Source organism: Desulfolutivibrio sulfodismutans DSM 3696 (assembly GCF_013376455.1).
Classification (GTDB): Bacteria; Desulfobacterota; Desulfovibrionia; order Desulfovibrionales; family Desulfovibrionaceae; genus Desulfolutivibrio; species Desulfolutivibrio sulfodismutans.
The window spans coordinates 1,571,588-1,590,276 of sequence record NZ_CP045504.1 but is presented as its reverse complement, the minus strand read 5'-3'; the positions used below and the strand labels follow the sequence as shown (position 1 = coordinate 1,590,276).

21 protein-coding genes are annotated in these 18,689 nt (G+C 64.8%); 5 read left to right on the top strand and 16 right to left on the bottom strand.

The window, feature by feature from the left end:
* Window positions 1-273: 273 nt before the first annotated feature.
* The 3 genes from GD606_RS07645 to GD606_RS07635 form a co-directional block, all read right to left on the bottom strand.
* Window positions 274-669, bottom strand: coding sequence for a type II toxin-antitoxin system death-on-curing family toxin (locus GD606_RS07645; protein WP_163300224.1), 396 nt, complete (start codon window positions 667-669; stop codon window positions 274-276).
* Window positions 645-1,196: a hypothetical protein gene (locus tag GD606_RS07640; protein WP_163300223.1), complete on the bottom strand. Its 552-nt coding sequence runs from the start codon at window positions 1,194-1,196 to the stop codon at window positions 645-647. The genes GD606_RS07645 and GD606_RS07640 overlap by 25 nt, the downstream gene beginning before the upstream one ends.
* Before the next feature lie 241 nt (window positions 1,197-1,437).
* Window positions 1,438-1,860 (bottom strand): winged helix-turn-helix domain-containing protein, encoded by a 423-nt coding sequence (locus GD606_RS07635; protein ID WP_163300222.1) that lies wholly within the window; start codon window positions 1,858-1,860, stop codon window positions 1,438-1,440.
* Window positions 1,861-2,033: 173 nt separating this feature from the next.
* Between GD606_RS07635 and GD606_RS07630 the strand changes: the two genes are divergently transcribed.
* The gene (locus GD606_RS07630) at window positions 2,034-3,140 is read left to right on the top strand and encodes a transposase (protein WP_309550395.1); all 1,107 of its coding nucleotides are present in this window, start codon (window positions 2,034-2,036) and stop codon (window positions 3,138-3,140) included.
* A gap of 59 nt (window positions 3,141-3,199) precedes the next feature.
* On the opposite strand, the gene mnmG is transcribed toward GD606_RS07630, so the two are convergent.
* The 4 genes from mnmG to GD606_RS07610 form a co-directional block, all read right to left on the bottom strand.
* On the bottom strand, window positions 3,200-5,080 hold the full coding sequence (mnmG, locus tag GD606_RS07625) for a tRNA uridine-5-carboxymethylaminomethyl(34) synthesis enzyme MnmG (RefSeq protein WP_163300220.1): 1,881 nt from the start codon (window positions 5,078-5,080) through the stop codon (window positions 3,200-3,202).
* Window positions 5,077-6,303, bottom strand: a complete 1,227-nt coding sequence (locus GD606_RS07620; RefSeq protein WP_163300271.1) for a M20 family metallo-hydrolase — start codon at window positions 6,301-6,303, stop codon at window positions 5,077-5,079. The genes mnmG and GD606_RS07620 overlap by 4 nt, the downstream gene beginning before the upstream one ends.
* A gap of 389 nt (window positions 6,304-6,692) precedes the next feature.
* Window positions 6,693-6,938: a PxxKW family cysteine-rich protein gene (locus GD606_RS07615; RefSeq protein ID WP_163300219.1), complete on the bottom strand. Its 246-nt coding sequence runs from the start codon at window positions 6,936-6,938 to the stop codon at window positions 6,693-6,695.
* 97 nt (window positions 6,939-7,035) lie between these two features.
* Window positions 7,036-8,373, bottom strand: a complete 1,338-nt coding sequence (locus tag GD606_RS07610; protein WP_246299011.1) for an amidohydrolase — start codon at window positions 8,371-8,373, stop codon at window positions 7,036-7,038.
* A gap of 118 nt (window positions 8,374-8,491) precedes the next feature.
* Here GD606_RS07610 and GD606_RS07605 point away from each other — a divergent pair, with 118 nt between their 5' ends.
* From GD606_RS07605 to GD606_RS07590, 4 genes are all read left to right on the top strand, one after another.
* Window positions 8,492-9,034: an adenine phosphoribosyltransferase gene (locus GD606_RS07605; protein WP_163300218.1), complete on the top strand. Its 543-nt coding sequence runs from the start codon at window positions 8,492-8,494 to the stop codon at window positions 9,032-9,034.
* Between the two features lie 103 nt (window positions 9,035-9,137).
* Window positions 9,138-9,881 carry an S-methyl-5'-thioadenosine phosphorylase gene (gene mtnP / locus GD606_RS07600; RefSeq protein WP_163300217.1) on the top strand — a complete coding sequence of 248 codons (744 nt, stop codon included), beginning with the start codon at window positions 9,138-9,140 and terminating at the stop codon, window positions 9,879-9,881.
* 203 nt (window positions 9,882-10,084) lie between these two features.
* Window positions 10,085-10,270 (top strand): type II toxin-antitoxin system HicA family toxin, encoded by a 186-nt coding sequence (locus tag GD606_RS07595; RefSeq protein WP_163300216.1) that lies wholly within the window; start codon window positions 10,085-10,087, stop codon window positions 10,268-10,270.
* Between the two features lie 11 nt (window positions 10,271-10,281).
* Window positions 10,282-10,698 carry a type II toxin-antitoxin system HicB family antitoxin gene (locus tag GD606_RS07590; RefSeq protein WP_163300215.1) on the top strand — a complete coding sequence of 139 codons (417 nt, stop codon included), beginning with the start codon at window positions 10,282-10,284 and terminating at the stop codon, window positions 10,696-10,698.
* 116 nt (window positions 10,699-10,814) lie between these two features.
* Here GD606_RS07590 and GD606_RS07585 read toward each other — a convergent pair whose 3' ends face one another.
* From GD606_RS07585 to GD606_RS07545, 9 genes are all read right to left on the bottom strand, one after another.
* Window positions 10,815-11,249, bottom strand: coding sequence for a type II toxin-antitoxin system HicB family antitoxin (locus tag GD606_RS07585; protein ID WP_163300214.1), 435 nt, complete (start codon window positions 11,247-11,249; stop codon window positions 10,815-10,817).
* Between the two features lie 9 nt (window positions 11,250-11,258).
* Window positions 11,259-11,447 (bottom strand): type II toxin-antitoxin system HicA family toxin, encoded by a 189-nt coding sequence (locus GD606_RS07580; RefSeq protein WP_163300213.1) that lies wholly within the window; start codon window positions 11,445-11,447, stop codon window positions 11,259-11,261.
* 209 nt (window positions 11,448-11,656) lie between these two features.
* Complete coding sequence (locus GD606_RS07575) at window positions 11,657-12,520, bottom strand: AraC family transcriptional regulator (RefSeq protein ID WP_246299009.1); 864 nt, start codon at window positions 12,518-12,520, stop codon at window positions 11,657-11,659.
* Between the two features lie 143 nt (window positions 12,521-12,663).
* The gene (locus GD606_RS07570; protein ID WP_163300211.1) at window positions 12,664-13,113 is read right to left on the bottom strand and encodes a universal stress protein; all 450 of its coding nucleotides are present in this window, start codon (window positions 13,111-13,113) and stop codon (window positions 12,664-12,666) included.
* 102 nt (window positions 13,114-13,215) lie between these two features.
* Window positions 13,216-14,289 (bottom strand): acyltransferase family protein, encoded by a 1,074-nt coding sequence (locus tag GD606_RS07565; RefSeq protein ID WP_163300210.1) that lies wholly within the window; start codon window positions 14,287-14,289, stop codon window positions 13,216-13,218.
* 120 nt (window positions 14,290-14,409) lie between these two features.
* Window positions 14,410-16,020: a citramalate synthase gene (gene cimA / locus GD606_RS07560; protein WP_163300209.1), complete on the bottom strand. Its 1,611-nt coding sequence runs from the start codon at window positions 16,018-16,020 to the stop codon at window positions 14,410-14,412.
* Window positions 16,021-16,334: 314 nt separating this feature from the next.
* Window positions 16,335-17,570: an aspartate kinase gene (locus tag GD606_RS07555; RefSeq protein WP_163300208.1), complete on the bottom strand. Its 1,236-nt coding sequence runs from the start codon at window positions 17,568-17,570 to the stop codon at window positions 16,335-16,337.
* Between the two features lie 26 nt (window positions 17,571-17,596).
* The gene (gene tsaE, locus GD606_RS07550; protein ID WP_163300207.1) at window positions 17,597-18,223 is read right to left on the bottom strand and encodes a tRNA (adenosine(37)-N6)-threonylcarbamoyltransferase complex ATPase subunit type 1 TsaE; all 627 of its coding nucleotides are present in this window, start codon (window positions 18,221-18,223) and stop codon (window positions 17,597-17,599) included.
* Window positions 18,224-18,233: 10 nt separating this feature from the next.
* Window positions 18,234-18,683, bottom strand: a complete 450-nt coding sequence (locus tag GD606_RS07545) for a CBS domain-containing protein (protein WP_163300206.1) — start codon at window positions 18,681-18,683, stop codon at window positions 18,234-18,236.
* Window positions 18,684-18,689: the final 6 nt, after the last annotated feature.

Here is an 18,689-nt window from a genome sequence, read left to right as displayed (position 1 = left end):
ATCCGCTGCTGGCAGGAGCAAAGGGAGGGGGCCGCGCCAGGCCGTCGAGGGGGGAGGCGCTGGCGCACAGGAGCAGGGAGGGGCGGGAAGCCTGAGCAGGCCCCTGGCCGGACGGCGCAACCGCCGACCCGACCTGCCACCGGCATGCGGGATGGACTCAGGCGATGAACGCCGTGAAATTCGCGGGGGCGGATTTCGAGGACGTGATACGAGACGTCATGAGGGGGCACGGCGGGGGGAATAGGCCGTAATCCGGGCTGGCAAGCGGGCTGGTCAGCGTCGCGTCAGGCCGGTCAGAAGCCAGCACTCCACGGCGGCGACGTCCATCTCTTTGAGGGCCATGCTCACCATGCGCCCCACCACATCGCCGGTGTCGAGGGAGAGGTTAAATCCGTTGAGATGCAGGGTGGCCTTGCAGGTCCAGAAGGCGGTGCGTTTGTTGCCGTCAAAAAAGAAGTGGCCCTGGGCCAGACGCAGGCACAGGAAGGCGGCCTTGGCCGTGGTCGTGGGAAGGTCGGGATCGCCGGGGATCACGCCATGCACCCGGGCCAGGGCATGCTCCAGGGAGCCGGGCTGCATCAGCGCGTGCCGCCCGCCGAAGCGCGTGATCAGCCTGCGGTTGGCCTCGACGATCTCGGCCAACGTCACACATTCGAAAGGCGTGTCCATAGCTCCGCGTTCCGGGACATGTCGTCTTCGAGGCGGGCCATGACGGAGTCGCGGATGTGCCCGGCAGGCGGTTCCCCGGTCTCCAACTCATGCGGGCGGCCGGTCGATTCAAGCCACTGGGCGCACAGCGTACGGAAAAGCGAGGCCAGACCCAGGGCATGTGCGGCGATGATCATGAGGTCCAGGGCGGCTGGGTCGTGGGAGGCCTCGTAGGCCTGCTTCGCCATGGCCAGGGTGCTGGAAAAGTTGCCCGCCCAGCCCAGGGTGTTGGCGTAGTTGTATAGGGCTTCATAGCTGCCGTCCGTCAGTTCCAGCACGGCCAGATGTCGGGCATGCATGGTCTTTTCGTCGCCCAGAAGTCCGGCCACGGCGCCGAGCACCGTCAACGCTCCAATCCTGTCTGCGTCCAGAAGACGTTCTGCCTGTCGACGGATTCGCATGAGTGCGACCTCGTCGCGCCTGCCGGAAGTGACGATGTCGTTTACGGCGTGGATAAGGTCGGTATATTTCGTGGCGGGAACGGGCATGCCGAATCCTGTGTGGGGAAGTGTGCGTGACGCTACGTCCATCGCAGACGAATATGGAAACCTGTAGTCTCTGGTGCGGATTCCGTCAACGCGGGCCATGCGGCATGCGTGCGCCGTCGGCGTGGTCGCGGATTCTGGCGGGATTGGACAAAAAAAGGCCCGGGAGGATTCCCGGGCCGATGTCGGGGATGACCCCTGGCCGGACGGCTGCTTCCCTGACCGGAAAGCGGTGCGCTGCGGTTCAGGGGGCCGTGACGGAAAGGCCCCGGGGCGGGGGCGCGGGCAGGGGCGCTTCCGGCTCCCGCTCCTCGAAAAACCCGGCCACGGGCCAGGGAAAAAGCCGCTCGGCCCGGGTCAGGGCACAGTTTTCCACCTCGTCGAACCAGCGCCGGAACCGCTCCCGGAACTCCTGGCCCTGCGCGGTGAGCCGACACCCCTCGCGTTTGTGGGCCTGGGCCTCCACCAGCTTGACGCCGAGGGCCTGCTCGGTCGCCCGCAGCTTGCACCAGGCGGCCCGGTAGGACATGCCAAGGGCCGCGGCCGCCTTGCGCAAGGAGCCGTGGCGCTCGATCAAGTCCAACAGTTGGACCCGCCCCATGCCGAAGACCATGGTGTCCCCGGTTTCCAACCAGAGGTGGAGGCGGATGGTGGTTTTGAGAGACATGGTGTTGACCTCCTTCAGGCATGGCCCTATAGGCACGGACGATCAGGGTCATTTTGAAAACAGATGCATTCCCTCCCAGTGCGGCGGCCATGGAGTCGGCGTCACCGATGTCGGGATTTCCGTGATATGTGGGCTGTAGTCGCTTCCGCCCGTGCCGGACAAGACTGGCCGGGATGACAGTTCGACGGTTTGGCACAATCCCGCCCGGATTGCCCGGGGACGGCCCGTGGACGCGGAGTCCCCGCCGCCGCATCCCTGTCGGTTTCCGGGTGACGGGCGTCCGCCGTTTGTCCAGGTCGGGGCTGTCCGGGGCCAGCATCGCACGGGGTCGGCGGATCGGGCGGGGAAGCCGCCTTGGCGGGTGCGGCGGGTTGGTCGCCGGGAATCCATATGGAGAATTTGACACAAAGAAGTGGCCGGACGGGAACCGGAAAAGCAGTGACGATATGGACGTAATCGGCTTTAATGATTTGGTTTCTTCAAAGCAGGCGGCTCGCCGGTTCTTTTTGGATTTTTGCTGGAAAAACCATCAGCGGTTTTGCCCCAGGTGCCGGGAGCGCAAATTGTACCGGGTCTCCGGGGGGCGCAGGCGATGTTCGCGTTGCTGCTACACCTTTCATGATTTCAGTCGGCGTTTCCTGAATTCCTGCGCCTTCGACTGTCGGCAATGGCTGTGGTTCCTCAAACTGTTCGAACTGGAGGTGCCCCCGAGGGACATGGCCGCGCAGTTGCGCGTCAGCTACCCCACGGTGCTCAAGGGGCAGGACATTGTGCGACGGGCCATCGTGGCCCAGGCCCTGGACGCGACGCTCTTGCACCGGGCCGGGGTGTGGGCCGGGCCTGGAGGCAAACGTCCGGAAAGCGCGATGCGCGATTCCCCGGTCTTCGGTATCATCGATGTGGGGGGGGTGGTGATTTGCGACACCCTGCCGGAGCTTACGCCGGAGGAACTGCTGCTTTTCAAGTGCAATTTTCGCCTCAGGACCGCCAGCTTCGGGCGCGTGGTCTATACCGCGCCGTACCGCAATTATCTGGCCATGGCCTGCTGCGGCCCCTCGCTGTGGCCCACGGACCTCGTCCGCCACGAGGACAAACGGCTTCCCCTGGACGCCACGGACTTCTGGGGCCTGGTGAAACAACGCCTGGGGCGTGTGCGGGGCCTGCCGCCCGTGCAGTTTCCATTGTATCTCAAGGAAATGGAACTGCGCTACAACTGCCGGAACAGGGATTTGCTGGGGGTGCTGGCCAAGGCCCTGTGCGCCTTCGTGCCGGATGGCTGACGGCAGGACGAAATCGGGGCCATCGGTGATGGCTCCCTGCCGGAGGGTGACGCGCGGAGCTACGCGAGCCCAAGCTTTTTTAGGCGAATCTCGATGCAGGACAGGGCGGCCGGGGTGATGCCCGAGATGCGTCCGGCCTGGCCCAGGGTCAGGGGGGCCACCCGGGTGAGTTTTTCCACGGCCTCCCGGGAGAGCCCGGGGATGGCCGCATAATCCAGGTCGGGCGGGATGGGCGAGGCCTCCCGGCGACCTGCCCGGGACACCAGTTCCTCCTGGCGCTTGAGATATCCCTCGTACTTGATGCCCGTCTCCACCTCGACGCACACCTCCGGGGCGCTCCCGGCCATGCCCGGAACCAGCGGCAGCACATCGGCGATCTCGATTTCCGGACGGCGCACCAGCTCGGCGAGAAGGGCCGATTTCAGTTCCGTGGGGCCGATTTTGTCGCGCAGGGCCTGGGGCGTCTCGTCAAGGCGCACCCGCGTGGCGGCCATGGCCGCCGACAGGGCCGCCACGGCCCGCATTTTCTCCTCAAAGGCCCGGTAGTGGGCGTCGCCCACCAGCCCCAGTTCGCGGCCAAGCGGGGTGAGCCGGGCGTCGGCGTTGCCCTCGCGCAGGAGCAGCCGGTGCTCGGCCCGGGAGGTGAACATGCGGTAGGGTTCGGTGGTGCCCTTGGTCACCAGGTCGTCCACCAGGACCGCCATGTAGGCCGCCTCCCGGCCGGGCAAAAACGGCGCGCGGCCCGTCTGGGCGCAAAAGGCGTTGATGGCCGCCCACAACCCTTGGGCCGCCGCCTCCTCATAGCCCGAGGTGCCGTTGATCTGTCCGGCCAGATAGAGCCCTGGCACGGCCTTGGTCTCAAGCGTGGGGGCAAGCTGGGTGGGAAAGACGAAGTCGTATTCGATGGCGTAGCCCGGGCGCACGATCTGGGCCTTTTCCAGGCCCGGGATGGCCGCCAGCATCTTTTTTTGCACGTCCAAGGGCAGGCTGGTGGGGATGCCGTTGGGATAGACCTCGGGACTCTCCAGCCCCTCGGGCTCAATAAAGACCTGATGCCGCTCCTTGTCCGGGAAGCGGGCCACCTTGTCCTCGATGGACGGGCAGTAGCGGGCGCCTGTGCCCTGGATGACCCCGGTAAAAAGGGGCGAGCGGTCGAAACCCTCCCGGATGGCGGCGTGGGCCGCCGCATTGGTGTAGGTCAGGTGGCAGGGAACCTGGCGCAGGACCGGTCCTTTGCCGTGGAAGCTGAACCCCGGGGGCGGGTCGTCGCCGGGCTGGGGCGTGGTCTTGTCAAAGTCCACGCTGGCCGCCAGAAGCCTCGGCGTGGTGCCGGTCTTGAGCCTGCCAAGCGACAGCCCAAGCGACGCCAGGCTGGCCGAAAGGCCGGTGGCGGGAGGGTCGCCCAGGCGGCCGCCGGGAAAATGGTCCAGGCCGACATGGATGAGGCCGCGCAAAAACGTGCCCGTGGTCAGGCACGCGGCCCGGGCCGCGAAGGTCTGGCCCAGAAGCGTGCGCAGGCCGCAGACCCGGCCGTTTTCGGTCAGGATGTCCTGGGCCGTGTCCTGGACGACCCACAGGTTTTTTTGGGCGAAGATGTCGCTTCGTACCACGCGCAGGTAGGCGTCGCGATCGATCTGGGCCCGGGTGGCCCGCACGGCCGGGCCCTTGCGGGTGTTGAGCGTGCGGAACTGGATGCCTGCCGCGTCGGCCCACAGGCCCATCATGCCGCCCAGGGCGTCGATCTCGCGCACCATGTGGCCCTTGGCCAGGCCGCCGATGGCCGGGTTGCAGGACAGATGCCCGATGCGGTCCACGTTGATGGTCAAAAGCAGGGTCAAAAGGCCCAGGCGGGAGGCGGCCATGGCCGCCTCGCATCCGGCGTGCCCCGCGCCCACCACCACCAGATCGAAGCGCTCGGGAAAGGGGGGGGTTCCGGTCATGCGTTAAGGAGCACCCGGGCCATGACCTTGGCGTCGGCGATGGTCATACGGATGCTCGATTGTTCATTGGGCTGATGGGCGTTGTGCATGAGGCAGGACCAGACCACGGCCTGATATCCCCGGCGGCGCAGAAAGGCGGCCACGGTGCCGCCGCCGATGCCCATGGGCTTGGGATCGTTGTGCAAAACGGCCCGGATGGCGGCCATGACCCGGGTCGCGATCTCGCTGTCCACAGGAGTCGCCGGGGCGGCCTGCTCTTTTTGCACGATGTCGATTTGAATCTCCACGCCACGGGCCTCGGCCACGGCGGCGCAGATGTCGCGCACGGCGGCCAGCACGTCGTCCAGGTCGTAGACGGGCAGCACCCGGCAATCCATGTAGAAGACGTCGCGGCCGGGGATGGTGTTGATGTTCTCCACGTTGGCCTCTTTTTTGGTGGGCGAAAACGTGGAGTGCGGCGGCGCGAAAAGGGCGTCCTGGTCCGGGAAGGTCTCGTGCAGGGAGAGCAGCCTCAGCGCCAGGTCGGAGGCGGCCACGAAGGTGTTTCTGCCCTCGTCCGGGGTGGAGGCGTGGCATTGCCTGCCGAAAAGCGAAAACTTGAGCCACAGCATGCTTTTTTCGGCCACCTCCACCATCTCCCCGTCGGGGCGGCCGAAGTCCGGGATCAGGAAGAGGTCGTTTTTGGAAAAAAGCTCCGGGTGGTTGGCCGCAACGTAGTCCAGGCCGTGCTTGCTGCCGGTCTCCTCGTCGGCGACGAACAGCATGCCATAGTTTATGGGCGGGGTGACGCCCTTTTCCAAAAGGGCCTTGGCCAGGATCACCGAGGCGGCGATGGCCTGCTGGTTGTCCTCCACGCCCCGGCCCCGGAGGATGTCGCCGTCCACCACCAGTTCGTAGGGGTCGCTGTCCCACAGGGACAGGTCGCCCGGGGGCACCACGTCGATGTGGGAGATGGTCCAGAAGGTGCGGGAGGTGTCCGCGCCGGGGATGATCACGGCCAGATTGGGGCGGTGGCCGCAGGGCACGCGGTCGTCCGGGGCGCTGAGTTCCCGGGCCTCGGGCAGTCCCAGGCTTTTCAGGTAAAGGATCAGATCGTCGGCCTTGCGGCGTTCGCCGTCGCCGCCATTGAGCGGTCCCAGAGCCGGGATGGCGGTCATGCGGCGTTGCAGGGCGATGATTTCGTCGCGTTGGGCGTCCAGGAAGTCGAGCACGGTATCGAGCATGAAAACCTCGGGGATGGCGTTGGCCGGTGGGGCGCGGCCCCGTGCCCGGCGAGGGGATGCGCCAGGATAGCCGGTTGGCGCGTCCAAGGCAACGCCTCCTGGCCGCGTGAGACCGTAAGGCCCAAGCCAGGGGCGATTTTGAACGGCTTACCGACTGTGTCCAAGGCGACGCCTGGCTGCGTGCGTTCGCAAGGCCGTTTTGGGCAGACGCGGGGACGCCAAAAAACCGGGGGAACCAGATGGTTCCCCCGGCGTGAAATCCTGCTGCGCGCGGGCCGCCCTCGGGCCACACGGCGAAGCACAGGGTTTTCCCCGGTCGGGGATTCCAAAGGGGCCGTGCCCCTTTGGCCGCCGGAGGCATTTCCGAAACCGCAGTCCCGAAGCGTGGGCTACCGGCCGCGAGCGGCGCGCTTGGATGCCTTCAAGGGGTTGACGTTGACCTTGCCGCCCTTGTCGATCTCAAGCTTCATGTGGGTGGCGAAATTGCACACCTTCTGGGCCCACTTGCGTTCGGGCAGAGGATAGCTGGCGCAGTACTTGACGCCGTCCACTTCCTTGGTGCGTTCGCAGCCCTGGCATTTCTCGACGATGGGGTGGCATTCGATGCCGTTGACGGTGATGGTCTGGGCGGACATGGGTTTCCTCCATGCAAAATGACGCGCGGGGCGTCCGTTGCTGTCTGTTTCGTGTCTGTGCGAGAAACAGGCCCTTTTATTCATTTGACCGGACTTGTCAAGGCCGTTTTGCAGCCAGGCTCACGGCCATGTCCCGGGCCTCCCGGAAAAGGGCCGCAACGTCCATGTCCGGGAACCGGCCATCCCGGTAGACCACGCGGCCTGCCGCCATGGTCAGGACCACTTCGGCCCCGGAGGCGGCGTAGACGACCTGGGAGGGCGCGTCGAAAAAGGGGACCATGTTCGGCCGGGCAAGCGACAGGACCGCCAGGTCGGCGTGGCCGCCCGGGACGATGGCCCCGATGTCCGGGATGCCCAGGCAGACTGCGCCGGAAAGGGTGGCCGCGTCCAGGGCGGCCCGGGCCGGGAAGGCCGTGGGGTCGCCGGTGGCCAGTTTGCAGGTCAGGCTGGCGCCGTTCATTTCGGCGAAAAGGTTCAGGGTGTTGTTGCTGGCCGCCCCGTCCGTGCCCAGGCCCACGGGGATGCCCCGTTGCCGCATGGCCGGGACCGGGGCCGTGCCCGAGGCGAGCTTGGCGTTGCTTCTGGGGCAGTGGGCCACCCGGGTTCCGGTCGCGGCCAGGATGTCCAGGTCGGCGGCGTCGGTATGCACGCAGTGGGCGAGCAGGCAGTTTTCCCCCAAAATCCCCAGGGAATGCAGATGGGGGATGACCCGTTTGCCGGTTTTTTTCAGGCTGTCGGCGTTTTCCGTGACGCCCTCGGCGGCGTGCAGGGTGAAGACGGCGTTTTCCCGCCGGGCCAGGTCGGCGCAGGCGGCGAGGGTGGCGTCCGAGGCGGCGTAGGGCGAATGGGCCACCACCATGGCCGACAGGCGCGGGTGGCCGCGCAGATGATCGAAGAGGGCGCGGGAGAGGTCCAGGGCCTCGGCCGGGGTTTTGGCCGAGGGGGTGGGGAAGTCGAGCACGCCCTCGCCGACCACGGCCCGCATGCCGAAGGCGTCGGCGGCCCGGGCGGTCTGGTCGGAGAAAAAATAGAGATCCGCGAAGCAGGTGGTTCCGCTGGCCAGCATCTCGGCGCAGGCCACAAGCGATCCCAGGTACACGGCCTCGGGGGTGAGCAGGCGTTCCACGGGCCAGATGTGGTTGTGCAGCCAGTCGGCGATGGGCAGATCGTCGGCCAGGCCCCGAAAAAGCGTCATGGCCGCGTGGGTGTGGGCGTTGACCAGACCGGGCAGGATCAAGGCCTGGCCCATGGAAACCGTTTCGGCGGGTGCGTAGGCGGCGGCCAGTTCGGCGCGCGGGCCCACGGCGGCGATGCGGCCGCCGGATATGGCCACGGCCCCGTCCGTCACGATCTCCCGGGCGGCGTTCTGGGTGAGGATGTGGGAAGCGGTGACCAGGGTGTCGCAGGGGGTGGGCAAGGGGGCATCGTTTCTCATGGGCCGACTCTTACGCGGCTGCCCGCCGGGATGCAATCGGGCGTATTCTTGACGGGTTGCGGCAAACCCGATAGGAGCGCAAAGGTTGTGTGGCACGTTCCCCGAACAAGGAGGCAGCATGGATCTGCGCGCATTGCTTCGTGAAATCTACGACTTCCCCAAGGAAGGCATTGTTTTTTTGGACATCACGCCGCTTTTGGGCGACGGCAAGGCCTTTCATCACGCCGTGGACATGATGGCCGCCCGGTTCGCCGACGCCAACCCCACCAAAATCGTGGCCGCCGAGGCCAGGGGATTTATTTTCGGCGCGGCCCTGGCCTACAAGATGCGCATCGGATTCGTGCCCGTGCGCAAGCCCGGCAAGCTGCCCTACAAGACCCAGAGCGTGACCTACGACCTGGAGTACGGCACCGACACCCTGTGTATGCATGAGGACGCCGTGCTTAGGGGCGAGAAGGTGCTGGTGGTGGACGACCTCCTGGCCACCGGCGGCACGCTCAAGGGCGTTTTGAAGCTTGTGGAGACCTTCGGGGCCGAAATCGCAGGGGTGGGCGTTTTGGTGGAGCTGGATTTCTTAAACGGAAAGGACAGCCTGAACGGCTACAGCGTGCAAAGCGTGGTGCATGTGGGCACGCCGGACAAAAAGCCCTCCTGCGCCTGATCGGCAGCGCAAAAAGGCGTCCCGGGGCATCTTCAATTGACCGTCCGCCCTGTCCTCGCGGCCTGGCCGCCGCGACAGGGGCGGGAAAGACAAAGGAAAACCCATGCGCATCGGCATCATCGGCGGCAGCGGCCTGGATGATCCCCACATCCTGGAAAACGCCACGGACCTGGAGATGGACACCCCCTACGGGCCGCCCAACTCCACCCTGCGGGTGGGCACAATCGCCGGGCGAGAGGTGGCGCTTCTGGCCCGGCATGGCCGCCAGCACACCGCCCCTCCCACCCAGGTCAACTACCGGGCCAACATCTGGGCGCTTAAGGAGGCCGGGTGCGCGGCCATCCTGGCCACCACTGCCGTGGGATCGCTTCGCGAGGAAATCCGGCGCGGCGATCTGGTCATCCTGGACCAGTTCATCGATTTTACCCGGCTTCGCCGCCTGTCCTTCCACGATCACTTCAAGCCCCACGAGCCCCTGCACACCCCCATGGCCGAGCCGTTCACCCCGAAACTGCGCGAGGTGCTCATCGCCGGATGCAAAAAGCTCGGCTACCGGCATCACGAGCGGGGGACGGTGGTGACCATCGAGGGGCCGCGCTTCTCCACCCGGGCCGAGTCCAACATGTTCCGCCTGTGGGGGGCCGACGTCATCAACATGAGCATCTCCACGGAATGCGGCCTGGCGGCCGAGGCCGGGACGCCGTATGCGGCCGTGGCCATGTCCACGGACTATGATTGCTGGAAGACCGACGAGCCGCCCGTGACCTGGGACGAGATCGTGCACATCTTCAAGGAAAACGCCGAAAAGGTGACGTCGCTTCTGATCGAGACCATCAAGGCGCTGTAAGTTCGTCCGGGAGCGGGATGTTTTCTACGGCCGGAGGCGAAAGTCTTCGGCCGTGGCGTTTGCCGGGGAACGGCCATGAACGGGCGCGCCCTGTCGGCGCGCCTGCGCCGCGAGGAACACACTCTCTTCGTCTCGGCCATGCCTGGCGGGACGGGGAAGTCAAAATGAATCGTTGACGATAGATCATTCCGGATATATTTATTATGAACGGAAAGGACGTGCTCCGTCGGCTCAAAGCCGCCGGGTGGAAACTGGACCGGATTTCCGGAAGCCACCATATCATGGCCAAGGACGGCCGCGCCGTCCCGGTTCCGGTGCATGGCGCCAGGGATATTGGCCCCGGCCTCCTCGCCGCCATCGCACGCCAAACCGGCGTGGATTTGAAATAGGAGTTGCGCACATGGACATACGGTATCCCGTGGTGCTCGAACCCGAGGCGGGAGGAGGCTTCTTCGTCCGTTTCCCGGATTTCGATGATGTCTTCTCCGAAGGCCCGACCCGCGACGAGGCCCTGTGCAATGCGATCGAGGCCTTGTCGGGCATGCTGGCCTTCAAGCTCGAGAATGGGCATGACATCCCGCGACCGGAGGCAGTCTCCCCGGACGCGGATGCCGTGGCCCCGGACGCCAAGGTCCAGGCGGCGCTTCTGGTGCGGTTCGCACGCGGTACTCGGTCCCTGGCCGAGGTGGCCCGCGCCCTGGGCACCTCCTGGCCCTCGGCGCGGCGTCTGGAAGACCCCGCGCATTGGCCGAGCTTAAAAAGTCTGGACCGGGTTGCCGCCGTGATGGGGAAGAAGCTGGTTTTGTCGTTTGAATGAACGCGAATGCGGTTTCAAGCCATAAAACGGCCGGGGGCTTGCGCCTACCGGCCGTTTTCTATTCCAGGCAAAGCTGCGGGGAGCGTGTTGCGTGGAGCGTGAGAGACTTCGGAGGGCTAGGCCGCCTGCGGACTGCGCAAAGAAATCGCCACTTCCTGCCCCAGCGCCAGAAATGCGGCATCCAGCGCGTCCAGACGGGAGGCGTGGTTGAGATCCAGGAGCCGGTCGGCGTGCTGCCGGGCGATGCCCATGCGCCGAGCCAGTTCCGCCTTGGTGACGCCCAGCTTTCGCATAGTCGCATAGAGCAGCACCTTGAGGCCTGTCTGGGTGGACAGGCGCACGGTCTCAAGCCCCATCGACTCCTTCTGCGGCAGAGGGATGTCTTTTTTGTGGGCTATCCGCGCCGCCAGGGCCTCTTCAATGGCCCCCACGGCGTAGCCAAGCGCGTCTTGCCCATCCTCACCGAAGGTGGCCACCTCGGGCAGATCAGGGCAGGCGACGAGTATGGCGCCATTGTCATCCGGCGTCAGGGTGACGTGATAGATGAGCATGCCGTTCTCCTATTTTAATCCGAGTTGCTTCAGGATGCTTGTGACCAGTCCCGTTCCGAGTTCCTTGCCCTGGCCGTGCATGGGCAACTGCGCCGTCTTGTCTCCGAGAACGACGGTCAGATGACCGGACCCGCCACGGTGCGACTCGAAGGTGCAACCTTGCTTGGCCAGCCACCGCTTCAGTTCCGCGCTGTTCATGGATTCATCATAGATGGTGACGTTCTTTTGTCAACACATATGATGACATGGTTGGGCGGCAGGCCAAACCCTCGCCGCCGTATGCCAGGCGTGGCGATGTGGCCAGCGAGGCTTTCGGAGCATGGCAGGGTACGGAAAGGCGATGTGCCAGGGGCGCGGCATGCGGCCGGGGGCTCGCGCCACCGGCCGTTTCTCCGTTCTCGGGCGGATTACGCCTTGGGCAGCAGCGGGATGTAGATCTCCGTGCGCAGATCCTTGGGCGGCGTGGTGGTCGGATCGTTCACGTAGATTTCAAAACTCGGGGCGTAGCCCGGTTCCCGCGAAAGCTTCGGCAACTCCACGCCGCACAGGGTGGCGTAGCTTTGGTGCAGCCCGGAATACGGCCCTTCGTGCAGGGCCATGGCATAGTCCCCGCCGCCGATGTCCATGACCCCCACCGGTCCCTCGGCCGTCACCCCTTCGCCCACGGTGAGGCAGGCATCGTAGCGGATTTTTTCCGGCGGCGTGACCTCGGGGTCGTCGTGGCAGACCCCGATGACCCGGGTCTGCGGCCCGAGCAGTCCCTTGGGCCCGGCCCATCCGCACAGGGTTTCCCAGGCCGCATGGCAGCCTGCGTAAGGGCCCACGTGGCGCACGTAGGCCACCTTCGTAACAGGGAAGAAAACGATTTTTGCGTCCATGGCGATGTCTCCTTGTGGTGTGGGCGGAGGCACGGGGCATGCGGGCAGGGGCAGCCCCCGGCGGGCGGCCTCCCGGTAGGCGCTGGGCGAGACGCCGAAATGGGCCCTGAAGGCCCGGGTGAAGGCCTCATGGCTGTCGTAGCCGCTGCCAAGCGCGATGTCCGTCACCGGCCGGGCCGTGCGGGCCAAAAGCATGGCCGCCCGCTCCAGGCGCAGCCGTCTGGCGTAGGCAGCCAGGGATTCCCCCACCATGCCGGTGAACACCCGGTGGAAATGGTGCGGCGAATAGTGGGCCAGCCCGGCCAGATGGTCCAGGGAGGGCAGCGCGTCCAGGTTGCCTTCCATACAGGCCAAAACCCGGTTGATGCGCTTCCGGTAGTCGTCTCGTGCCACACGTGTCTCCATGGATGCGGTGATAGCAGGTCGCGAGGGACGCCGCTTGACCGTTTTTGCGAATGTCGCCCCGGTCAGGCCCGGAACCAAAAAAAACCGCCGGTCTCCCGGCGGTGACAAAGCGGCGGATCGCCCCGGGGGGGTTATTTCTCCGGGTCCGGACGCATGCTCATGACCGGAACCACAGCGCTTTTGATGACCTTTTCGGCCACGGAGCCGAAAAGGATCTTGTCGATGCCCTTGCGGCCGTGGGTGCCCAACACGATCAGGTCGGCCCTGACGTCCTTGGCGGCGTTGAGGATTTCTTCGGCCGCATATCCCGTGGCCACCCGGCCTTCCACGTTTTGTCCCGGGAAATGTTCCTTCAAGAAGGCGTCCATGGTCTCCGTGGCCCCGGTCACGATGCCCTGGACGAAGTTGTCGATGTAGCTGGCCTGGACGTGGAACTCCACATATTGGTTGAGCGAGGGGGCCACGTACAACACCACCAGTTTGGCCCCGAAGGCGTCGGTCAGAAGCCGCGCATAATCCGCCACCTTGGGGCTGACTTCGGAAAAATCCAGGGCGCAGAGAATCGTCTCGATCTTGGCCATATACAACTCCCGTGGGTTTGAACGTTGGGATTGTGAAACGATGGCCATACCCTAGCCCAAGCCCCGGGCGATGGAAAGGGGTGGACGAGGCGGCAGGGGGGGTCAGCTTGCGGCCAGGACGCGTTTTTGCCGGTAGCGCTCGATGCGCTCCGAAAAAAAGACGTTGAAGGCGAAGCAGAAGGCCACAGAAACCACCACGGACAGGATGGGGAGCATGGACTGGGGATAGAAGTAGCGCACCACGACGATGATCAGCCAGTGCGAGATGTAGATGGGATAGGAAAGTTCGCCGATGGTGCGGTCCCAGCCCACATACTTGGTGAATACGAAGGCGTAGGGGAGCGCGAAAATGGCCAGGGCGTACGTGAGAAGCTCCTTGGCGAATCCGCCGGGGAGAAACTGGTAGATGGCCAGATAGCCGAGAAAGCTCAAGGTCACCGCCTGGGGGAGCCAGGGCCGCATGCCCCGGGTGGTGATCCGGGCATAGAAGCGGTGGCACAGGATGCCCAGGATGAAGAACCCGAATTCGGCCGGGAAGAATCGTTGCTCCCAGGGGTCGATGGGCAGCTCCACGCGATAGATATAATAGCGCACGGCGAAACTCGCCCCTGCCAAAAGCAGCAGCAACGCCAGCCTGCGGCGCACCAGAAACGGGGCCAGGAGGTAGAAGATGAGCTCCAGGGAGAGGGTCCAGGCCTGGGGAATCAGGAGGAAAAACCAGGCCGGTTGGGGGGAAAGCAGGGCGTTGGAGTCGAAATACAGAGCCCCGGTTCCCTTGGCCAGCCCCATGAAGAAGAGGATGTCCTGGCCGAAGATGGACAGATTGGCCAGGATCAGGGTGGCGGCGGTGAGGGGGTTGAGGAATTCCTGCCGAGCAAACCAGGGGCCAAGCAACAGCGATGAGTCGAGAAATGTCCGGAAAAAGAGGGAAACCGTCACGGCCAGGGCCAGGATGGCCCAGTAGGCCGGGAACAGGCGCAGGAGCCGGTTGGTGATGAACAGGCGGTAGCTTCCGGGGCCAACGTACTTTTCCCTCAGGATGAGAGACATGTAAAAACCCGAGATGATAAAGAAAATCTTGATCGCAATATAGGCGTCGGTAAAAACCAGTCCGAACAGCGGCCCGGTGTGGTTGATGACCACGGTAATGGCCAAGAGAAAACGGATGGCGCCCATGTCTCGTCCCTGTGGAAGCGCCCCGAACGCCCCATCCGGCATTCGGGGCGTCGCCCCCTGAATCCTGTTTTTCTAACCGCAGCCGCAGCGGTGCTGGACGACTCGCACCGCCGCTCTGCCTCAACCCCGGAGCGCCCGGGTCAACTTGTCCTTGTCGTCGATGAACAGCTTGTAATTGATGGAGTCTTCCAACGCCTGCCAACTGGCCTCAATGACGTTGTGGGACACCCCCACCGTGGTCCAGCGCCGGTTCTGATCCCCGGACTGGCACAGCACCCGCACGTACGACGCCGTGCCCGATTCCTCGCGATTGGCCGAGGTCAACACCCGCACCTTGAAATCCAACAGGCGCATCTCGCTTATACGCGGATAAAAACCCCGGAGGGCCTTGCGCAGCGCCCGGTCCAGGGCGTTGACCGGCCCCCGGCCGGTGGAGGCGGTATGCTTGAGACTGCCGCCCACCTTGATCATCACCGTGGCCTCGGTGGTCAGTTCGTCGCGGGTGAAGGCCTGATCGTCCAGGATGCGGTAATGGATCGGCGTGAAATAGGAGCGGGCCCGGCCCAACACCCGGTTGAGCAGAAGCTCGTAGGAGGCCTCGGCCGCCGAATATTCGTAGCCCTTGCTCTCGCGTTCCTTGATGGTGGTCAAAAGCTCCAGCACGAAGGGATCGTTTTTGTCCAGTTCGAAGCCGTATTCCCGGGCTTTGAACAGGATGTTGCTTTGCCCCGAGAGGTCGGACAACAGCACCCGCCGCCGGTTGCCCACCAGGGCGGGATCAATGTGTTCGTAGGTCAGGGGATTGCGGGCCACGGCGCTGACATGCACCCCCCCCTTGTGGGCGAAGGCCGAATCTCCCACGTAGGGTTGCCGGGAGAACGGGGCCAGGTTGGCCACCTCGGCCACAAAGGTGGCTGTCGGGGCCAGGAGCGGCAGACGGCCTTCCGGCAGGCAGGACCGGCCGAACTTGAGCTCCAGGTTGGGGATGATGGCGCACAGGTTGGCGTTGCCGCAGCGTTCGCCGTAGCCGTTGACGGTTCCCTGCACATGGGTCGCGCCCTGGCGCACGCCCTCCAGGGCGTTGGCCACGGCCAGCCCAGAGTCGTTGTGGGGGTGGATGCCGAGAACGGCCCCTGGCAGGGCGGCTCGTACGGCGCGCACCATCTCGCCCAGGTCGTGGGGCAGGGTGCCGCCGTTGGTGTCGCACAGGACAAGGGCGTCGGCCCCGGCCTTGTGCGCCGTGGCCAGGGCGGCCAGGGCGTAGTCGGGGTCGGCCTTGAAGCCGTCGAAGAAATGCTCGGCGTCGAAAAAAAGCTCCCGGGCATGGGGGCGAAGATAGGCCAGGGAACCGGCGATGATTTCCAGATTGCGTTCCAGGGTGGTGCGCAGGGCCTCGGTGACGTGGATGCCCCAGCACTTGCCGAAGATGGTCAGCACCTCGGTTTCGGCGGCCAGGAGGGCCTTGAGGTTGGGATCGGCATCCGGGGTGGCCTTGGGATTGTGGGTGCTGCCAAAGGCCGCCACCTTGGCGGTTTTTAAGTCGTAGTTGCGAATCTCCTTGAAAAACCGCTTGTCCGTGGGGTTCGATCCCGGCCAGCCGCCCTCGATGTAGGCCACTCCCAGTTCATCGAGCTTGGCCGCCACCCGGATCTTGTCCTCGGTGGTCAGGTTGATGTCCTCGGCCTGGGTGCCGTCGCGCAACGTGGTATCGTAGATGTCGATCCTGTCCATGGCCTGCTTTACGTCCCTGTCCCGGCCGAGGGGGCCGGGACGTGAAAGGATGTGTGCCCGCCGGGCGGCCCCGACCTGAGGCGGCAGGGGCCGTTTTCCGCTGTGCGGTATAAAAAAAGCATGTTTAAAAAAAAGAGCCTGAAACAAAAGGGTGCATCGGCACGCGGTACGGAAGGGATTGCGGCGTTACAACACAGTCCTTTCAACCGGAAGAGCGCGACCGGGCGGTCTCTCCCCGGTTCTGGCGCGCTGTCCTCGTTTCGCCCTGTTTTTTTAACATGGTACCGGGTGCGGCCTGCATCTGCAAGCGTTGATCAGCAGACCCGGTCACCGCCCGCCCTGTCCAGGCCGAAAGCGTCGTGCAGGGCGCGTACGGCCAGTTCCAGATACTTTTCCTCGATAAGACAGGTGATCTTGATTTCCGATGTGGAGATCATGAGGATATTGATGTTTTCGTTGCGCAGACAGGTGAACATCATGGAGGCCACGCCCGAGTGGTTGCGCATGCCCACGCCGATGACCGAAACCTTGCACACGTTCAAATCGTGCTGCACTTCCACCGCGCCGATGTCCTTGTTGTCGCGGGATAAAATCTCCAGGGTTTTTTCCAGATTGGTCCGGGAGACGGTGAAGGTCATGTCCGTACGGCCGTCGCGGCTGGTGTTCTGCACGATCATGTCCACCAGGATGCCCGCATCGGAAATGGGGCTGAAGATGGCGGCGGCCACGCCGGGACAATCCATGACGTTGAATACGGTGATGCGGCACTGATCCTTGTCGTAGGCGATGCCCGAAACCAGCACGTCTTCCATCAGCTCATCCTCCTGGGTGACCAGTGTTCCGGGATCGTCGCAGAACGTCGAACGCACCCGGACAGGAACATTGTATTTCTTGGCGAACTCCACGGACCTGATCTGCAAGACCTTGGCCCCCATGCTGGAGAATTCCAGCATTTCGTCATAGCTTATGCGGTCCAGCTTGCGGGCCGTGGAGCACATGTTGGGATCGGTGGTGTAGACGCCCTTGACGTCGGTGTAGATCTCGCACACGTCGGCGGAAAGGGCCGCCGCCAGGGCCACGCCCGTGGTGTCCGAGCCGCCGCGCCCAAGCGTCGTCAGCCGCCCGTGACAGCTCACCCCCTGGAACCCGGCCACCACCAACACGTCGAACTCATTGAGCATGTCCAGCAGTTTGGCGTTGTCGATCTCCAGGATGCGGGCCCGGCCGTAATTGTTGTTGGTCAGGATGGGGATCTGGAAGCCCATGACCGAGCGGCATTTGATGCCCGCGTCTTTGAGCAGCATGGCGAACAGGGTTACCGAGACCTGCTCGCCCGTGGTCACCAGGGCGTCGCATTCGGAGAGGTCCGGATTGGCGGACCACTGCCTGGCCAGACCCAAAAGGCGGTTGGTCTCCCCGGACATGGCCGAGAGCACCACCACCACCTTGAAGCCTTCCGCCAGGCCCTTTTTCACCCGGGCCTCGACCTGCTTCATGCGATCCAGCCCGGCAACCGACGTGCCGCCGTATTTTTGCACCAATATACGCATGCTTCCTCCGCGTTGCCGGGGCCGCGTCAGGCGCGGTCCCGAGGGTCCGTGTCGCCGGGTGGGGGGCCTTGGCCGCCGTCCCCGGAAAATGTCCCCGTAAAAGTCTCCAGATGGGGCGCAAGGTCGGACAAAAGCGCCTCGCCCGCGGGGCCGTGGGCGCTGATCTCCACCATCCGTCCCGCGAAAGCGGGCCTGAAACAAAAGACCAGATGGTCGCGTTCCAGGCAGTCCTGGGGCAGATGTTCGGCCCATTCCACGGCCAGAATGCGCCCCGGAAGGTCACGCCCCGTGTCCGCCTGGCTTGGGCCGCCGGTCATGCCGGACGCCTGTCCGTCCGGGAATTCGGCGCTGTCCTCGAAGAGCCCCCGGGCCTCTTCCCCGTGCAGGCGGTAGAGGTCCATGTGCACCACTTCCGGCTGGGTGGGATAGATGTTGACCAGGTTGAAACTGGGGCTGGCCACCTCGGCTTCGTCGCCGCCGGGCAGGCTTTCGGCCAATCCGCGAATGAAGGTGGTTTTGCCCGATCCCAGGTCGCCGCGCAAGAGCACAACGGTCACCCCCGGGGCGTTTTTCAGGACCGTTCCCACGACGGCCCCCAGGCGCACGGTGTGGGAGGCCTCCGCGAGAACCACGGCGGTGGGGACGGCAGGCATGGGGCGGCGTCTATTTCACGATGGCGTTTAAGATGTCGCGCATGCCGATGACCCCCATGAGCTTTCCGCCGTCCACCACCGGGACGGTGTGGAAATTGCGGTCGGTCATGAGCGTGGCCACCTCGTCCACACCGGTCTCGGGGGTGACGCAGACGGGTTTGGGGGTCATGGCCGAGTCCACGGTCATGGCCGTGATTTTTTCCATCTCCCGGTCCAGATCCTTCATGGAGCTTAAGGGCACGAATCCGTCGAGCAGGGAGAAGACCGAGGGCAGGGAGATCTTTTTCTGCTGGGCCACCAGGTCGCTCTGGCACAGGATGCCCACCACCGCCCCCTGGGGGGTGACGACCGGCAGGCCGTTTATGCCCTTGTCCAAAAGCAGGCGGGCGGCCTGGGATATTTCCGTGTCCGGGGTGACGGTCATCACCTCGCGGGTCATGACGTCTTTGGCTTTGAGCATGCTTGG